Genomic DNA, 17,113 nt, shown 5'->3' on the forward strand with positions numbered 1-17,113 from the left:
ATCTAGTCTCTCCCGGTGAGGCCCCAGGCGTCCTCGTCGGGTTCAGCCTCGACTTCCTCGAGACCCTCCTGGTGTCGCGCGATCGGGTCGTCATACGGATCGAACGCTGCGGTGACCTGTTGGTCAGGATCAGCGTATCCTCCTTGCGGCGCGAGCGGCTGTGCAGCGGCCGCCGGAGCCGGAGCGGCGGGTGCGGCAGGCTTCACTCCCCGCATGTCCGCGAGAACCCCGGCGAGCTGGTCGGGCGTAATGAGGACGTCTCGCGCCTTCGATCCCTCGGAGGGGCCGACGATGTCACGCGATTCCATGAGGTCCATGAGGCGGCCGGCCTTGGCAAAGCCCACGCGGAGCTTGCGCTGCAACATCGAGGTCGAGCCGAACTGCGAGCTCACCACTAGCTCGGCAGCGGCCATCAGCAGCTCGAGGTCGTCCCCGATATCCGCGTCGATCTCGCGCTTCTCGGCCACCTGGGCGACGTCGGCACGATACTCGGGTCGAGCCTGCTTCTTCACGTGCTCCACGACCCGCTGAATTTCGGCTTCCTGCACCCACGCGCCCTGCACGCGGACGGGCCGCGAGGTGCCCATCGGCAGGAAGAGCCCGTCTCCCTGCCCGATGAGCTTGTCGGCGCCGGGCTGGTCAAGGATGACGCGTGAGTCGGTAACCGAGGCGACCGCGAAGGCCAGTCGGCTCGGCACGTTGGCTTTGATCAGGCCGGTGACGACGTCGACGGAGGGGCGCTGCGTCGCGAGCACGAGGTGAATGCCTGCCGCGCGCGCGAGCTGCGTGATCCGGACGATGGACTCTTCCACGTCGCGCGGGGCGACCAACATCAGGTCGGCGAGCTCGTCCACCACGACGAGCAGGTAGGGGTAGGGCTTGAGCACGCGCTGGCTGCCCTCGGGCAGCTTCAGGGTGCCATTCTTCACAGCCTCGTTGAAGTCGTCGACGTGACGGAAACCGAAGCTCTCCAGGTCGTCGTAACGCATGTCCATCTCTTTCACGACCCACTGCAGCGCCTCGGCTGCCTTCTTCGGGTTCGTGATGATGGGGGTGATGAGGTGGGGCACACCCTGGTAAATCGTGAGTTCGACGCGCTTCGGGTCGACGAGCACCATGCGCACCTCGGCCGGCGTGGAGCGCATCAGGATGCTCGTGATCATTGAGTTCACGAAGCTCGACTTACCCGAGCCGGTCGAACCGGCGACGAGCAGGTGGGGCATCTTCGCGAGGTTCGCGACCACGAACCCGCCCTCGACGTCTTTGCCGACGCCGATGGTCAGCGGATGGGTGCTCCGCAGCGCCTTCGCAGAGCGCAGCACGTCGCCGAGCACGACGTTTTCGCGGTCCTTGTTCGGGATCTCGATGCCGATGGCGCTCTTCCCGGGAATCGGCGAGAGGATGCGGACCTCGCTCGAGGCGACCGCGTAGGACAGGTTCTTGGAGAGCGCAGTGACACGCTCCACCTTGACCCCCGGGCCGAGCTCGATCTCGTACTGAGTGACCGTCGGGCCTCGCGAGAAACCGGTCACCTGCGCGTCGACCTTGAACTGGCCGAGCACCTCGGTGATGGCAGCCATGATCTCGTCGTTCGCGGCCGAGCGCGCCTTCGCGGGTTCGCCCGCCGCAAGCGTGTTCTGATCGGGCAGGTGGTACTCGCCAGCGGCGGGGTCATGCGCCGGGGCCGCCGAGAAACTCGGCGCGGGAACCGCGACCGGGGCGGAAGCTGGGGTGGCTACGACCGCCGCATCGTCGGCTGTGCCGAAGTCGCCATAGACCTCGGTGACGGCGTCGTCGCCGAGCCCGGAGCCGTGCAGCCCCGCTCCCGCGGCGGCGGCCTCCGCCTGGGCGAGGTCGTCAAACAGGCCGGCCGGGAATCCCAGGGAGTCTGTCGCCTGGGTCTGATCGTCTACGTCGTCGACGATGGCCTGGTCGAAGGCGCGGGCACGCGCCAGGCTGGCAGCGTCTGCAGCGGCGTCCTTGCCGTCGAGCACGTCGGCGAGCGCGGCACGATCGCCCGCGTACGCGGGATCTTCCTCGCGACCGGAAGCGTTTCGACGCCACCACGGCAGGCTCTTGCCGTCCCCGGCGTCGTCATCGTCGCCCGCTTGGTCCTCGATGTCGAAGAGGGTCGTCGAGGGGCCGGGGCGCCCAGCATCAGCCTCGGCGGGCGCCACGGGCTCCCCTGCGCCAAACAGGTAGCGGTAGGCCTCACCGATGCGGGCGCCGATCCGGCTCGGTGGGGTCTTGGTGATGATGAGGAGCGAGAGCGCGGTGATGATCGCGAGCACCGGAGCGGCCACCCACACCGTGAGCAGCGCGAGAGGCGCGCCGACCATCCAGCCGACCAGGCCACCGGCCTGTGCAAGCGCGGGCATGCCGTCCTGCGGGCTCGGCTGGCCGCCGAAGACGTGGCTGAGCCCCGACACCGACAGGATCGCCAGGCTCAGGCCGATCGCGATGCGGCGGTTGTCATGCACGCCCGAGGGGTGGTTGAAGAGCCAGAACGCGAAGCCAAACATGATGATCGGTAGGCCGAAGGCCACCCGCCCGAAAATCCCGCCGAAGGTCCATGCGTCGAGCTGGGTCGCGACGGGGTTACCGATCAAGAACCACTCGACGACCATGCCCGCGATCGCGAGCAGCACGAGGGCAAGAGGGATCCCGTCGCGGCGATCAGCAGGGTCGATCGGCTCCAGGCGGAAGGCGCGGGCAACACCGCCGACGGCGTGCGCAAGACCCTGCCAGGCGCGCACGACGCCGGACTCGGTGAGCTCAGGTTCGAACGCGACAGTCTTTGCCGTCGCCGGCGATCTCGTCGATTTCGTCCCCGTCGATTTCGATGCCGAGGAGCGGGAGGTGCCGCCACGGGCGGAACCACCGGATTTGCCCGCGGTACCGCGCGCCGAAGTCTTGCTGGCCATACCTCTACGGTACAAGCCGCCACCGACGACTGCCCCCTTGGTCGCGGCGTGGTCGGATATCCGGCCGCGCGGCAGGATCAGCGCCGGCGAAGCCCGCGCACGACCTTTTTGACGAGCGGCAGGCCGTGCGTCCACACGGAGTACCCGGGCCCGGGGCGATCCCAGGAACCAGCGAGCAGGTTCTCATGGGATGCGAAGCCCGTCTTGAACGTCGTGACACCGTCGTTGATCAGGCCGCCGAAGTCGTATCGGGTGATGCCGAGGCGCTTCATCTCGCGGATGGCGTGCCACTTGAGCCCGTAGTTTGCCCGCAGGCGCTGGCCGGTCTCGTTCATGCCGCCATAGAGCTCGAACGCCGTGCGGCCGCTCTTCGCGAGGAACAGGAACGCCACGGGCTTGCCCTCGACATAGCTCGCCCACACCGGGGCGTCGTCGCCGAGCAGCGAGAACGCGTCGTGGTAGTAGGAGTCCTCGTGCAGTCCGAAGTCGGCGCGCTCGCTCGTCTCGCGGTACACCTCGAGGCACTCGTCGAGCTGTTCGGCGGTGGTGACCGCGCGAATCTCGAGGGCCTCCTCGCGAGAGGACTTCCGGACGTACTGCCGATGCTTCTTGGACATGTCGCTCAGCAGCTCGTCCTCGCTGTGCGAGAGGTCAAGAATGAGGGTGCGCGCTGGCAGCACGGGCGTTGCGGCCTCGCGCCACACCGCGTTGAGCGGGAAGGTGCCAGCGTCCTCATCGGGCTCGATCGACAACGCGACTGCCTTGCGCGTCCGGCGCACGTATTCCGCGATCGCGTCCGCGACCTCACCTGGCGAGACGGCGTCGATCCTGACGCCCTCGGCATCGCGAGCGAGCACGGGACCGCGGGGCGCGTAGACGAAGCCGCCGAACGGGCTCGGGAGCTTGCGGGTGAGCAGCTGCGCGGCACCCGCGACGGCGCCCTGTGCGTTTCGCGCCACCACGCGCTCCGCGCTCCACCGGTGCGCGGACTTCAGCTCGCCCCAGCCCCACAGCTGCAGCGGGTGGCCGCCATTCTCCTTGACGATGGCGTCCCACGCTGCAGGATCGGTGACGGGGGTTACGGTGAGGCTCACGAGCGGGTCCTTCCCAGTTTGCGCGCGGAGAACGCGGTGAGCTCGGCGAGCTCCGGCGAACGCAGCAGGCGGAGCGCGACGAGGTAGACCGCGCTCACGATGACGGCGACAAGTATCGCGAAAAGAATGGCGAACAGTGCGTTCGTGTTGGGGACGAGGGTCTGCGCGCCCCAGCTCGCCAGCAGGCCGAGGCCGAGCGCCGGGATCGCGGCGAGCACGTATTTGAGGAGGCTCTGGACAATGCGGCGCCCGTCGATCGATTCAATGCGGCGGCGCAGCAGCCAGACGGCAAGCAGCACCTGCACGATGGTTGCAAACGACCAGATTGCGGCAAACAGAATGCCGATCATATTTCGTGGAGCCATAAGCAAGGTCAAGGACAGCAGCACCACGATCGCCATTTGCACCGTGGTGAAGAAGAACGGGGTCTTCGTATCGGACAGCGCGTAGAAGGCGCGCTGCACCACGAACAGGAAGCTGTACGCAGCGAGGCTGATGACGTAGGCCTGCAGCGCGTACGAGAACTGCATCACCTGCCACTCGGTCGCAGCGAAGTTGATGATCCGAGAGATGAAGGGCGCGGCCGCGAAGATTGCGGCGGCCGCGAGCACCATCACCAGCGAAATCTGCCGCACAGAGGCCGAGAAATCGGTGCGGAACTCTTTCATGCGCCCTGCCTGACCCCACTCCGATAGCCGGGTGAAGTAGGCGGTGGCGAGCGACACCGCGATTACTGAGTGCGGCATCATAAAGATCAGCCAGACATTCTGCATGGCGCTGTTGGACACGCCAGAACCTGAGCCAAGCGAGACGATGCGGTTCGTGACGATGCCACCGAGCTGCATGACCACGATGGTGGCAAGGCTCCAGCCAGCGATACGGGCAGTCTGGCCCAGCCCCACACCCTTCCAGGCAAAATCTGGACGATAGCGAATCCCGGCCTTGTGCCAGGAGAACATCAGGATCGCAGCCTGGCCCAGCACACCCAACGTCGCAGTGCCCGCCAGCACCCCAATCGACAGCGGCGTCCAGTCCAACGCCGTGCGTTCGCCCGTTCCGTCCGCGCCAAACATGACAATAAAGACCACAATGCCGGCGATGCCGATGATGTTGTTGACGACGGGCGCCCAGGTATACGGACCAAAGACGCTGCGTGCATTCAGCACCTCGCCAAGCACGGTGTACAGGCCGTAGAAGACAATCTGCGGCAAGCACCAGTAGGCGAATGCGGTCGCCAGGGCGAGCTGCGCCGGCGGCCAATCCATCGCAAGCAGCGAGATCAGGAACGGCGCGGCGAGCATCGCGATCACGGTCACCACGATCAGGGCGACCGAGACGAGGGTCATGATCTTGTTGATGTAGCCGCTGCCTCCGTCCGGGTTGCGCGCGGCTTTCACGATCTGGGGCACGAGCACAGCGTTCAGCATGCCGCCCATGAGCAAGACATACAGCGTGTTCGGCAGGAGGTTGCCGTTGGCAAACGCATCGGCGGATACCGAGGCTGTTGAGCCGATGGCGTACGCCAGCAGCATCACCTTCAGGAGGCCGAGGATCCGAGACACCATCGTCCCCGACGCCATCACGGCGCTCGCGCGCAGGATACTGCTGCTCACTGAAAAGCCACCTTTCTCAACCAGCCGACCGGCTCACCCCCGCCGGGGGCCGTATGCGCACCGCATCCGGCGTCCCCCAACGAGAAGCTCCTAATAGTACGAGTCGTGCTTGAGCGCGAGCGAGACCCGACGAGCGATGCGATCGCCAATCGTCTCCCACACCTTCGTCGCGATCCCGCGAAGCGGCAAGTCGAACACCCCAACATAGTCGGTGACGTCCTTCGAGAAGCGCAGCTTGTATTGCCCCACTCCGTACAGCGGGTGATCCCGATCGTCCATTTGGTCGCTGCGCGGGGCGCCGCAGAGGTCGTGCACGGTCGCGCCGTGCTCTCGGCCCCACAGGATCAGCTCCCACTGCATGCGGTTCATCGCGCCGTTGGGCAGCTCCCCCGCACGCGTCGAGGCGCCGTCCTTGTAGCAGCTCGTGTGGCCCGCGACGATCCCGAACATACCGGCAACCGCCACGCCGTCCGCGTAGCCGAGCACCAGCTGTCCTCGACCCGCCTCCTGGAAGGTCTGCCAGAACGTGCGGTAGTACTCGTAAGGCCGAAGAGCGAAGCGTCCGTCGCCCGTCTCGCCGAGCAGCGCGTACATGATGCGGCAGTTCTCGTCGGTCGTCTCGACCCGACGCGCCTCAAAGCCGGTCTTGTCGGCCTTGCGGATCTTCGTGCGCGTGCTTGACGAAAAGCGGCCCATGACCTCGGCCTCGTCACCCGAGACGTCGAGCAGCACCGTCGACTCGTTCGGCAGGATCCGCACGTTCGCGCGGTATCCCGCCTGCGCGAACGCGGCGAGCGACTCCGCGGTCCGGAGCACGCGGGGCTCAATCTTGAGCAGGAACGCCCCCTGCGAGCGCGCGTACTTGGCCAACCGCGCGGACTGCGCGATCGTGCGCTCGGCACCCTCCGCGGCGGGGCCGCCAGGCACGTACCAGAGCTCACCGAGCAGTGGCACGCGCTTGACGAGCACGAGGGTGGCCGGGAAGCCATCGTCCCCGACGATCAGGCGTTCCCGGTACCCCTGGAACGCCTTGGCGGCGGCGTACTCGCGGGTCTGCCAGACTTCCCCGCCTCCGGGGGTGTCCGCAATGAGTTCCGACCAGCGAGCGGCCTCGGCCTCGCTGGCGATGCGCAGCGAGGCCGTATCGAGCACCACCTTGCTAGACCTCCACTACGACGGGCACAATCATTGCCTTGCGGCGCAGCTTGGTGCCGACCCAGCGGCCGATCGTGCGACGAATCACCTGCTGCAGGGACCGCTGGTCCCACTTACCGGACGCGATCGCTTCCTCGAGCTCCTTCTTAAGCTTGGGTTTGATCTCGTTGAAGACGCGGTTGCTCTCGGCAACACCCTTGGTCTGGATGTCCGGGCCGGAGATGATCTTGCCGGATGCCTTCTCCACGACCGTGATGACCGAGACAAAGCCCTCCTCGGCGAGCACGCGGCGGTCCTTGAGGTCCGCCTCGGTCACCTGGCCGACGGTCGAGCCGTCGACGTAGATGAAGCCGATCTCGATCTGCCCGACCTGGCGAGCGACGCCGCCCTCGAGGTCGACGATCGTGCCGTTCTCGGCGATGATCGTGCGGTTGGCCGGCACGCCGGTCTCGATCGCGAGCTTCGCGTTCGCGACCAGGTGACGGAACTCGCCGTGGATCGGCATGACGTTCTTCGGCTTGACGATGTTGTAGCAGTAAAGCAGCTCGCCCGCCGAGGCGTGGCCCGAGACGTGCACCTTGGCGTTGCCCTTGTGGACAACGTCGGCGCCGAGCTTGATCAGGCCGTCGATAATGCGGTACACCGCGTTCTCGTTGCCGGGGATCAGGCTCGAGGCGAGGATGACGGTGTCGCCCTTGCCCACCTCGATCTGGTGCTCCTGGTTGACCATGCGCGCGAGCACGGCCATCGGCTCGCCCTGCGAACCGGTCGACATGTAGACGATGCGGTCGTCGGGGATGTCGCCGCTCTTCTTGAGGTCGACGAGCACACCGGCGGGAACCTTGAGGTAGCCGAGCTCCTCAGCGATGCCCATGTTGCGCACCATGGAACGGCCGAGCAGCACGACGCGACGGCCGTTCGCCACGGCGGCGTCGAGGACCTGCTGCACGCGGTGCACGTGGCTTGAGAAGCTCGCGACGACGACCTTGCCGGTCGCGCGGGACATGACCTGCGCAAGCACGGGTCCGATGTCCTTCTCGGGCTGGGTGAAGCCCGGGACGTCGGCGTTGGTCGAGTCGGTCATGAAGAGGTCGACGCCCTCTTCGCCCAGGCGAGCGAAGGCGCGAAGGTCGGTCAGGCGGCCGTCGAGCGGCAGCTGATCCATCTTGAAGTCGCCCGTGCCAATCACGAGGCCGGCCGAGGTGCGAATCGCGACTGCGAGCGCGTCGGGGATCGAGTGGTTCACCGTGATGAACTCGAGCTCGAACGGGCCGAAGGTGAGGATGTCGTCCTCGTCGACCACCTCGACGACGGGCTTGATCCGGTGCTCCTTGAGCTTTGCCGTGATCAGCGCGAGAGTGAGCTTCGAGCCCACCAGCGGGATGTCGCTGCGGCGCTTGAGCAGGTACGGCACGCCGCCGATGTGGTCCTCGTGGCCGTGGGTCAGCACGACCGCGACGATGTCCGTCAGGCGCGACTCGAGCATGGCCATGTCGGGCAGGATCAGGTCAACGCCGGGCTGGTGCTCTTCGGGGAAGAGTACGCCGCAGTCGACGATGAGCAGTTTTCCGTCAATTTCGTAGACGGTCATGTTCCGCCCGATCTCACCGAGGCCGCCGAGCGGCGTCACCCGGAGGATACCGGGCTTGAGAGCGGGAGGAGCGTACAGGTCGTTTGGCACGGGGCCTCCTGTGGTTGTGGTTAGCGGGTGGTGCCCGCGACCTTGGGCAATGCGCCGCCAGCGGCGGCATTGCGGTCGGGGCGGAAGTTCGTGAGATCGACGCCGTCAAGGGCGCCTACGAGGGCGAGTTCGTCCTCGATCATTGCGGCCTCCCACTCCTCCGGCCCCACGAGGGGCAGGCGGACGCGGGGGCTTCCAATACGGCCGAGGCCGTGCAGGATGTACTTGGCTGCGACCGTACCGGGCACGTGCGTCATGACGGCACGCACGAGTGGCTCGAGGCGCTGGTGCTCGGCCTTCGCCGTGTCCAGGTCACCGCGATTCACTGCGTCAACGATGGTGCGGTACGGAGCCGCGGTGACGTTTGCGGTGACACCGATCAGGCCGGAGGCGCCAATCGCGAGGTGCGGCAACACATTGGCGTCGTCACCCGAGAAGTAGAGCAGGTCAGTCTGGTTCAGCACGCGGCTGACCTCGCTGAAGTCGCCCTTTGCGTCCTTCACCGCCATGATGTTCGGGTGCTTCGCGAGCCGCAGGATCGTCTCGTACTTGATGGGCACACCGGTGCGACCCGGGATGTCGTACAGGATGACGGGGAGATCCGTTGCGTCCGCGATCATGCGGAAGTGCGTGAGCAAGCCCGCCTGGGTGGGCTTGTTGTAGTAGGGCGTGACGATCATGACACCGTCAGCGCCGGCCTTCTCTGAGGCCTTGTAGAGCTCGATCGCGTGCGCCGTCTCGTTTGAGCCGCCGCCCGTAATCACCTTTGCGCGGCCGCCGGAAACCGACTTCGCCACCTCGACCAGCTTGAGTTTCTCGGGGTCGGTCAGCGTCGAAGTCTCACCGGTGGTGCCGGTCACCACGATGCCATCGGCACCACGTGAAATGCAATCATCGATGTGCTTCTCAGTCGCCGCCCAGTCGACCTCGCCGTCGGCGTGGAAGGGGGTGATGAGCGCGACCAGCACCTGGCCGAAAGGATTGGGGGAAGTCGTCACTCCCCTAGGCTACCCGACCAGCCGGTGCATCTCGTTCAGCCTGGGCGATGGTAACGCTCAAAACGGTACTCGAGACCGGCCTCAGAGACTAGCCACTCCCCCGGATCCGTGAGTTCCCAGGCGTCATCAATCACGGGCGCGAACGTATCGGCATCGGGCACGTCGAGCCCGATCCTGGTCACGACGAGCTCGCTCGCTCTCGGAAGCGCTGAGCGATACAGCTCGCCGCCGCCAATCACCCAGACGGGTTCTCCGGGCGCAATCGTCGACAGCGCGGCCTCCAGCCCGGTCGCGGTCTCGGCTCCCTCTGCGACGAGCCCGGGATCACGCGAGATCACGATATTGCGCCGACCCGGCAGCGGGCGGAAGCGCTCGGGAAGGGAAAACCAGGTGCGCCGCCCCATCAGTACGGGCGCGCCGAGCGTGACGCGCTTGAAGTGCGCGAGGTCCTCCGGCAGGTGCCACGGCATCACGCCGTCCTTGCCGATCGCACCGCCGCGTGCCTCTGCCCAGATCATTCCGATAGTCACGGTCGAGCCTCCTTCGGTTCCTACTGCAGTTCGAGCGCACGTTCGCCGCCTCCGACGAAGCAAGCAGAGATCGTTCGGCGCCTCCGCTGCGAAACAGCTCCTACGAGCCGAACGCGCTGACCTAGACCGCGACCGGTGCTTTGATGCCGGGGTGGTGCTCATACCCGATGACTGAAATATCGTCGAGGGTGTAGTCGAAGATCGAGTCGCGCGGCGCAAGCTCAAGCCTCGGGTAAGCGTACGGCTCGCGAGACAGCTGCCGCTCCACCTGCTCGACATGGTTGTCGTACACGTGGCAGTCACCGCCGGTCCAAATGAACTCGCCGACCTCAAGCCCGGTCTGCGCCGCGACCATGTGAGTGAGCAGCGCGTACGAGGCAATGTTGAACGGGACGCCGAGGAACATGTCCGCCGAGCGCTGATACAGCTGGCAGGAAAGCTTGCCGTCGGCGACGTAGAACTGGAAGAACGCGTGGCACGGGGCCAACGCCATCTTCGACAGCTCAGACACGTTCCAGGCCGAAACGATCAGGCGTCGCGAGTCCGGGTTGTGCGTGATCTCGTCGATGACCTGCGAGATCTGGTCGATGTGTGCACCGTCGGGCGTCGGCCACGAGCGCCACTGCACCCCGTATACGGGACCCAGGTCGCCCTGCTCGTTTGCCCACTCGTCCCAGATCGTCACGCCGTGTTCGCGCAGGAACTCGACGTTGCTCTCGCCGCGCAGGAACCAGAGCAGTTCGACCGCGATCGACTTCATGTGCACCCGCTTGGTCGTAATGAGCGGGAACGAATCGGCCAGGTTAAAACGAATCTGTCGGCCGAACAGGCTGCGCGTTCCCGTGCCCGTGCGGTCGGACTTCGGCGTACCCGTTTCCAGCACCTCCCGGAGGAGATCCTCGTACGGGGTGGCGATCGGTTGCTGCGCGCTGGTCATGGTGTCCAATCTACCGGGCCCAAGTTTCTTTGCTGGGGAAAACGCGGCGGCCGGGTGAGACATTCCCCACCCGTCCGCCGCGCGTTTCTGCGGATCGACTACTCCGCGATATCGAACTCCACCGCGTCCGCCGAGCGAACCACCTGGCTGTCATCGCCGGTGCGCAGGATCTGGCCACGGAAGAATGCGGGGCGCACCCGCGACTGCCAGATCATGATGATCGCGCCGATCAGTAGGACGCTGACGCCCAGCACGAACACGAGGCCGATGCCGCCGATGTTCGAGCCCGAGCCGAAGTCGGGCTTGGTGCTGTCGATCATCGTCTGCACGAACACGACGAGCAGCAAGAGTCCGCCGAGACCCGGCAGCACGATCTTGCTGAAGCCCTGCCAGATGCCCTCGCGGAACGCCGTCTTGCGGAAGTACCACGCACTCGAGAGCGCCGTGAGGCCGTAGTAGAAGCACACCATGATGCCGAGCGAGGTAATGGTGTCCCAGAGCACGTTGTAGCTAACGAAGCGCATGATCGCGTAGAACAGCGCCGCCACGATCGTCGACGCCAACAGCGCGACGTAGGGCGACTTGTACTTCGGGTGGATCTTCTTCAGCGCCTGCGGCATGGCACCGTAGTGCGCCATCGCGAGCAGGGTGCGGGCGGGCGAGATAGCGGTCGAGTTGATCGATGCCATCGCGCTGACCAGCACCCCCAGGAACAGGAAGATCGCCATCGGCCCCATCACGGGGTGCGCGATCGCGGCGAAGACGTTCTCCTGGATCGCGCTGTTGCTCAGGCCCGTGGGGCCGTCGCCGACGCCCGAGAACGCGACGGTCGCGGTCGCGGTGCCCGCGTACAGGACGACGAGCATGACCACGAGGATCATCGCGGCCTTGCTCGCGGTCGACATGCGGCCCTTCGACGGCTTCGTCTCCTCACCCATCGTGAGTACGGTGTCCCAGCCCCAGTACACGAAGATCGAGACGGCGATGCCGGCGGCGAATGCGCTAAAGCTGTCAACCTCGAGCGGGTTGAACCACGATAGCTGCGGAGTCAGCGCCTCAGTATTTGCTGGGTTTGCCGCGCCCACGAACATCGCGATGATGAACCAGATCAGGACGGCGAGCTGGAAGAAGACGGTGACGTACTGGAAGATCTTCGTCGAGGTCATGCCGCGGTACGAGATGAAGGCTGCGAGCGCCAGGAATCCGAGGCAGACCGCGATATTCAGGAAGATGTTGCCGTCCTCGCCCGACACCAGGGTGTGGAAGTTGGGATCACCAATCACCTCGCCGATCGATTGGAACAGGAACTCGACGGCGATACCCGCCAAGTTCGACAGCACGAGCACGGTCGCGGCGATCAGGCCCCAGCCGGCCATCCAGCCGACCCACGGGCCAAATGCGCGGGTGCCCCAGGTGAACGAGGTGCCCGAATCGGGCATCGCATCGTTCAGCGCACGGTAGCCGAACGCCACAAGCAGCATCGGGACAAAACCGACGAGGAAGATCGCGGGCGTCTGTACCCCGACCTCGCTCGCGGCAGGGCCGATCGCCGAGGTCAGCGTGTACGCCGGCGCACAGACGGAGAGGCCAACCACAATGGCGCCCAGTACCCCGATCGTGCCGCCGGGAAGACCCTTGCGGCTCATTCCGGTCATCGAGTCGAGCGCCCGCGTGGGAGGGCTATCGGCCTTCGGCTGTTGAGACATCGTGATACACACGTCACTTTCCGGCGCCGAGTGAGCGCCATCTCGCCGGTGCCGACCATCGTGGGGGGCACCTGAACTCTGATCGCGGACTTCCGCGGGGGCTGGCGCCAACAATGGCGAAACCAACGCCTGATTGTAGATCCACTTCAGATGAATTGCTAATCGGAAGTAGAGAGTCCACCACCAGGCTGACGTTCCAGCGAGATTGCGCGACGAATCGCTGCACGGGCACGTGTGCGGTCCCCACACGCGTCGTACACAATACCGAGCCGCATCCAGGCCTCCCACGAGTCAGGATCCGCCTCGGCGGCCTCGCGGTAGCGTGGGAACGCGGCGTCGGCCTGCCCTCGAACGGGCCGCCCGGACGGCAGCGTATCCACCTCTTCTTCGGGCAGTCGACCGGCGCTTTCGAGTCGGTCCATGAGTCGGGTTGCCCCACGGCCGAAGGCCAGCTCGCGCCAGAGCGCCCAGCCTCCGATCAGTGGCAGCACAATGAGCGCGACCCCCATCGCGATCGCAATTGGGGTACCCGAGGCAAAGAGCGCGAAGGCGCGCGTGAGGGCAAAGCCGAAATAGATGACGAGCAGCGCGCTCATCACGGCGACCATCGTGATCGCCCGGGCCCTGCGGCTCATGCGCGCGCCCCAAAGTACCCGTCGAGGCCGAGGACCCGATCAAGTCCGACCGTCATCCCGGGAATCGTGCCCGCCGCCTGCAGGGCGGCGCGGATCCCGGGCCGGTACGCCTCATCCGACTGCGTGTCGTGGGTGATCGTGAGCACCTCACCGGGGCCACCGAAACGCACCTCCTGCTTCGCGAGCACGCCCGCGAGGCGAAGGCTGTGCACGGGGATTCCCGCGACGAGCTCGCCGCGCGCTTCCTGGTCGGCGAACGGGGCATCAATCGCCCGGCCCTGGCGCTCCCCCGCAATCAGCTCCGCGGTGCGCACCGCAGTGCCCGAGGGCGAGTCGACCTTGCCCGGGTGGTGCGCCTCGATGATCTCGACGGCGTCGAAGTGCGGCGCTGCGATACGCGCGAGCACGGTTCCGAGCACCGAGCCGAGCGAGAAGTTCGGGACGACGAGCACGCTAGCGGGTCCGCCGCCTCGCCGCGTGGCCGAAGCGACAGACGTTTCCAGCTCCGCCAGGCGCTCAGCAGACCAGCCGCTCGTGCCGACGATGACGCTCTGGCCATTCCCGAGCGCGCGGGCGACGATCGCCGGCGACTGCTCGGGGTGCGTCACGTCGATCAAGATGTCGGCCTCGGCGCCCTCGGCTGGCTGGGACGCGCGGCCGAGGCGGGCCACTAGCTCGAAGCCCGGCGTCGCTTCCACGACCGCGCAGACGAGCGCGCCGAGGCGGCCCGAGGCGCCGGCCACGGCGACGGTCTGTGTCGATCCGGGTTCCGTGTGTCCGGCCGAGACCGGTTGGACAATGGCTGCGGGGGCAGAGTGCTTCGCGTTCACCTGCTCAGGGTATCGCGGTCGCAGAATACTGCGTCTGGGAAGGGGCGGAGTTACCCGCGCGCCGCGTCGACGCCGAGTGCTGGCTCGGGCAGCCCGAAGTCGCGCCGAAGCGCATCTCGAGCCGCGTACCAACCCGCGAGACCGTGCACCCCAGGGCCGGGGGCAACCGACGCCGAGGCGAGGTAGAGCCCCGGGACCGGGGTGCGCCAGGGGGCAGGCCCGGCCGAGGGACGTGCGAGCAGTTGCGGCAGGGTGATGGCGCCCGCGCCAATGTCACCACCGAGATAGTTGGCGTTGTACTGCGAGAACTCGAGCGCGCTCGTCGTGCGGATCGCCACGATGCGGTCGCGGAACCCCGGCGCGAAACGTTCGATCTGCCGGATCACAGCCGCAGACTCGTCCCCCGCCCACCCCGTGGGCACATGGGTATAGCTCCAAATCGCGACGCGACCAGCGCGGTTTCGTGCCGTGTCCCACGCGTCCGGCTGGGCGAGCAGCACGAACGGCGATTCGCTCCGCTTGCCGCGTGTGACGTCACGTTCGCTCGCGGCAATCTCTGCCCGCGTCCCGCCCAGGTGCACGGTCGGCGAGAGCGCCACGCGCTCGTCCCGCCACGGAATGGGTCCGTCCAGCTCGAAGTCGACCTTGCACGCCCCGGGCCCCGGGCGCACACGGGCGAGCCGCCGTCGATAGGACGACGGCAGCTGACGACGCCCGATAGCGGCGAGTCCGCGCGCAGATGTGTCGCAGATCACCGTCCCAAATTCCCCGTAGGCCCGCAGCTCGGCTAGGTCGCCGATCGTCGTGTCGGTGACGATCGAGCCCCCGTGCGCGAGCAGGTCAGCGGTCATCGCATCCGCGATCGACTGGGAACCACCGATCGGCACTGGCCAGCCACGTGCGTGCGCGTGCGTGGCGAGCACAAGCCCCACGCCCGCCGCCGCAAGAGAGGGAAGGCGCGTCATGCCGTGCGCGAACGCGCCCGCCAAGAGTGCTGGCGCCGCGTCGCCCCGAAATCGAGCGTTCCAGAGCCCGGTGCCCTGCTCGAGTGCCCGAAGACCAACGGCGAACGCGGTGAATGGTGAGTCTGGGACGCGCAGCATCCCGCCGCCCATTGCGAACTCCTGGACCTGATCGACTCGGCGTACGAGCGGCGCGAGCAACGACCGGAAGGCGCCACCATCGCGGCCCAGCTCATCCGCGGTCCGCGCAAGCGAACGATACGCGATCGCGGCCTCCCCGGCGCCGCTCCCCGCTCCTGCGTCGAGTGGATGCGCGTACGACGCTTCGGGAACCGCGAACTCTATCCTGCGCTCGAGCTCGAATCTGCGAAAAAACTCGGACGCCAGCGCCATCGGGTGGATCGCGGAACAGAGGTCGTGGCGAAGGCCGGGCGCGACCGGCTCCCCGGTCCGCATGCCGCCGCCGACATGCGGGGCGGACTCGAACACCGTGACCGGGACCCCGGCTCGAGCAAGCGTGATTGCGGCGGCTAGCCCGTTCGGGCCGGAACCCACAATCGCCGCCCCCTGGTTCACGCGGGCGCGCCGCCGGTCACTCGCGCGGAACCGGCCAGATCCTGCGCAGCCTCCGCAGCAACGAGTGCGGTCGCCGGGCTCGGACGGCTCGCGGGATCGTGCCGCGGCTCGCTTGCCTGCAGGCCCGACCGTGATACCTCGCCGACGGCGACCACCGTCAGCGGTCGTTCTGCCAGGAACTGCGCGACCTCGACGATGTCGTCGCGGGTGACCGCAGCGAATCGAGCGAGCGTCGCGTCGAGGTCCATCAGCTCCCCCGTGCCGAGTTCGGCGCGCGCGAGCCGACCCATGCGCGTATCGGAGTCTTCGAGGGCTAGGGCAGAAGAGCCGGCGATCTGGCCAAGCGCGCGCTGCTGCTCTTCGGCGGTGATCCCGTGGCGCGCCATCTTCGCGAGTTCCGCGATCGAGAGGTCCACCACTTCGAGCGCCTTCTGCGGGGCGCAGGCGGCATACATTCCGAACAGACCGCCGTCCGAGTAGCTGGCGCCGAATGAGTAGGCCGTATACGCCAGGCCTCGCTTCTCGCGGATCTCCTGGAAGAGGCGGCTTGCCATCCCCCCGCCCAGCACGGAGTTCATCACGCCGAAGGCGAAGCGCCGATCATCGCCACCAATAAAGCCGCGCGAGCCGATCATGAGGTTCACCTGCTCGCTCGGACGCTCGACCACGTCAATGACGCGCACGTCGGCCGGGTCACTCGTCGTATCGACTCGGGCGCGGCGCGGCGCGGGTGCCGAGAGCGCGTCTGGGTGCCAGCGGGGCTCGTTCGAGGCGGCGAGGGCGTCGAGCACCTGGGCGACGAGGCGATCGTGGTCGACCGCCCCCGCCACCGTGACCACCAGCGTCGACGGCAGGTACCGGTCCCGGTAGTGGCGATCGACATCGTCACGACGCGCGGCACGAATCATCTCGGGCAGGCCACCGATCGGGCGCCCCAGCGGGTGATCGCCCAGCACTGCCTCGAAGAAGCGCTCGTTCGCGACGTCAGAGAGGTCGTCTGAGGCCATGGCGAGCTCTTCGAGGATGACCTCGCGCTCATTCTCAAACTCGTCGGCATCAATCACGGACGAGGTCACCATGTCCGCAAGGACGGTGACCGCAAGGTCGACGTCTGCGTCGCGCACCTTCGCGTAATAGCAGGTGTATTCCTTGGCCGTAAGGGCATTGTGCTCAGCCCCGATGCCGTCGAAGCTCGTCGCGATTTCGTACGCGCTCCGCGCGGGAGTGCCCTTGAAGAGGAGGTGTTCGAGGAAGTGGGTCGACCCCAGGCTGCCCGGCGCGTCCCCGCGCTCGGCCTGCTCATCGCGCGAGCCGACGCCGACCCAGAAACCGATGCTCGCGCTGCGGGCACCGGGAACGCGCTCGGTCAGGATCCGGAGCCCGCTCGGGTGCACCGTGCGGCGCATGAAACCGCCGCCCAACTCGGCCGAGAGTTCGGGACAATCAAGAGGCAGCGCGGTGACATCAGACAT

At 66.9% G+C, this 17,113-nt stretch carries 13 protein-coding genes; all 13 read right to left on the reverse strand.

The genetic code is table 11. The features are described from left to right. Nucleotides 1-2 precede the first annotated feature (2 nt). On the reverse strand, nucleotides 3-2,924 hold the full coding sequence (locus tag JW030_RS08295; protein ID WP_188044070.1) for a DNA translocase FtsK: 2,922 nt from the start codon (nucleotides 2,922-2,924) through the stop codon (nucleotides 3-5). A 77-nt stretch (nucleotides 2,925-3,001) separates the two neighbouring features. Further along, on the reverse strand, nucleotides 3,002-4,018 hold the full coding sequence (locus JW030_RS08300; protein WP_188044071.1) for a peptidoglycan bridge formation glycyltransferase FemA/FemB family protein: 1,017 nt from the start codon (nucleotides 4,016-4,018) through the stop codon (nucleotides 3,002-3,004). Next, the gene (gene murJ, locus JW030_RS08305) at nucleotides 4,015-5,631 is read right to left on the reverse strand and encodes a murein biosynthesis integral membrane protein MurJ (protein WP_188044072.1); all 1,617 of its coding nucleotides are present in this window, start codon (nucleotides 5,629-5,631) and stop codon (nucleotides 4,015-4,017) included. The genes JW030_RS08300 and murJ overlap by 4 nt, the downstream gene beginning before the upstream one ends. Before the next feature lie 90 nt (nucleotides 5,632-5,721). Then, the gene (locus JW030_RS08310) at nucleotides 5,722-6,786 is read right to left on the reverse strand and encodes a peptidoglycan bridge formation glycyltransferase FemA/FemB family protein (RefSeq protein ID WP_188044073.1); all 1,065 of its coding nucleotides are present in this window, start codon (nucleotides 6,784-6,786) and stop codon (nucleotides 5,722-5,724) included. A gap of 4 nt (nucleotides 6,787-6,790) precedes the next feature. Next, nucleotides 6,791-8,467 carry a ribonuclease J gene (locus tag JW030_RS08315; RefSeq protein WP_188044074.1) on the reverse strand — a complete coding sequence of 559 codons (1,677 nt, stop codon included), beginning with the start codon at nucleotides 8,465-8,467 and terminating at the stop codon, nucleotides 6,791-6,793. A 20-nt stretch (nucleotides 8,468-8,487) separates the two neighbouring features. Further along, the gene (gene dapA / locus JW030_RS08320; protein WP_188044075.1) at nucleotides 8,488-9,465 is read right to left on the reverse strand and encodes a 4-hydroxy-tetrahydrodipicolinate synthase; all 978 of its coding nucleotides are present in this window, start codon (nucleotides 9,463-9,465) and stop codon (nucleotides 8,488-8,490) included. A gap of 35 nt (nucleotides 9,466-9,500) precedes the next feature. Beyond that, complete coding sequence (locus tag JW030_RS08325; RefSeq protein ID WP_188044103.1) at nucleotides 9,501-9,983, reverse strand: dihydrofolate reductase; 483 nt, start codon at nucleotides 9,981-9,983, stop codon at nucleotides 9,501-9,503. A gap of 133 nt (nucleotides 9,984-10,116) precedes the next feature. Then, on the reverse strand, nucleotides 10,117-10,932 hold the full coding sequence (locus JW030_RS08330; protein ID WP_188044076.1) for a thymidylate synthase: 816 nt from the start codon (nucleotides 10,930-10,932) through the stop codon (nucleotides 10,117-10,119). A 98-nt stretch (nucleotides 10,933-11,030) separates the two neighbouring features. Then, on the reverse strand, nucleotides 11,031-12,638 hold the full coding sequence (locus JW030_RS08335; RefSeq protein ID WP_188044077.1) for an APC family permease: 1,608 nt from the start codon (nucleotides 12,636-12,638) through the stop codon (nucleotides 11,031-11,033). 158 nt (nucleotides 12,639-12,796) lie between these two features. Further along, complete coding sequence (locus tag JW030_RS08340; protein WP_188044078.1) at nucleotides 12,797-13,273, reverse strand: tetratricopeptide repeat protein; 477 nt, start codon at nucleotides 13,271-13,273, stop codon at nucleotides 12,797-12,799. Beyond that, nucleotides 13,270-14,016, reverse strand: coding sequence for a 4-hydroxy-tetrahydrodipicolinate reductase (gene dapB / locus JW030_RS08345; protein ID WP_188044104.1), 747 nt, complete (start codon nucleotides 14,014-14,016; stop codon nucleotides 13,270-13,272). The genes JW030_RS08340 and dapB overlap by 4 nt, the downstream gene beginning before the upstream one ends. Before the next feature lie 137 nt (nucleotides 14,017-14,153). Further along, the gene (locus JW030_RS08350; protein ID WP_188044079.1) at nucleotides 14,154-15,641 is read right to left on the reverse strand and encodes an NAD(P)/FAD-dependent oxidoreductase; all 1,488 of its coding nucleotides are present in this window, start codon (nucleotides 15,639-15,641) and stop codon (nucleotides 14,154-14,156) included. Then, complete coding sequence (locus tag JW030_RS08355) at nucleotides 15,638-17,113, reverse strand: pitrilysin family protein (protein ID WP_188044080.1); 1,476 nt, start codon at nucleotides 17,111-17,113, stop codon at nucleotides 15,638-15,640. Before JW030_RS08355 ends, JW030_RS08350 begins: the two co-directional genes overlap by 4 nt.

The sequence above is a fragment of the Leucobacter sp. CX169 genome, assembly GCF_017161405.1.
Taxonomy (GTDB): domain Bacteria; phylum Actinomycetota; class Actinomycetes; order Actinomycetales; family Microbacteriaceae; genus Cx-87.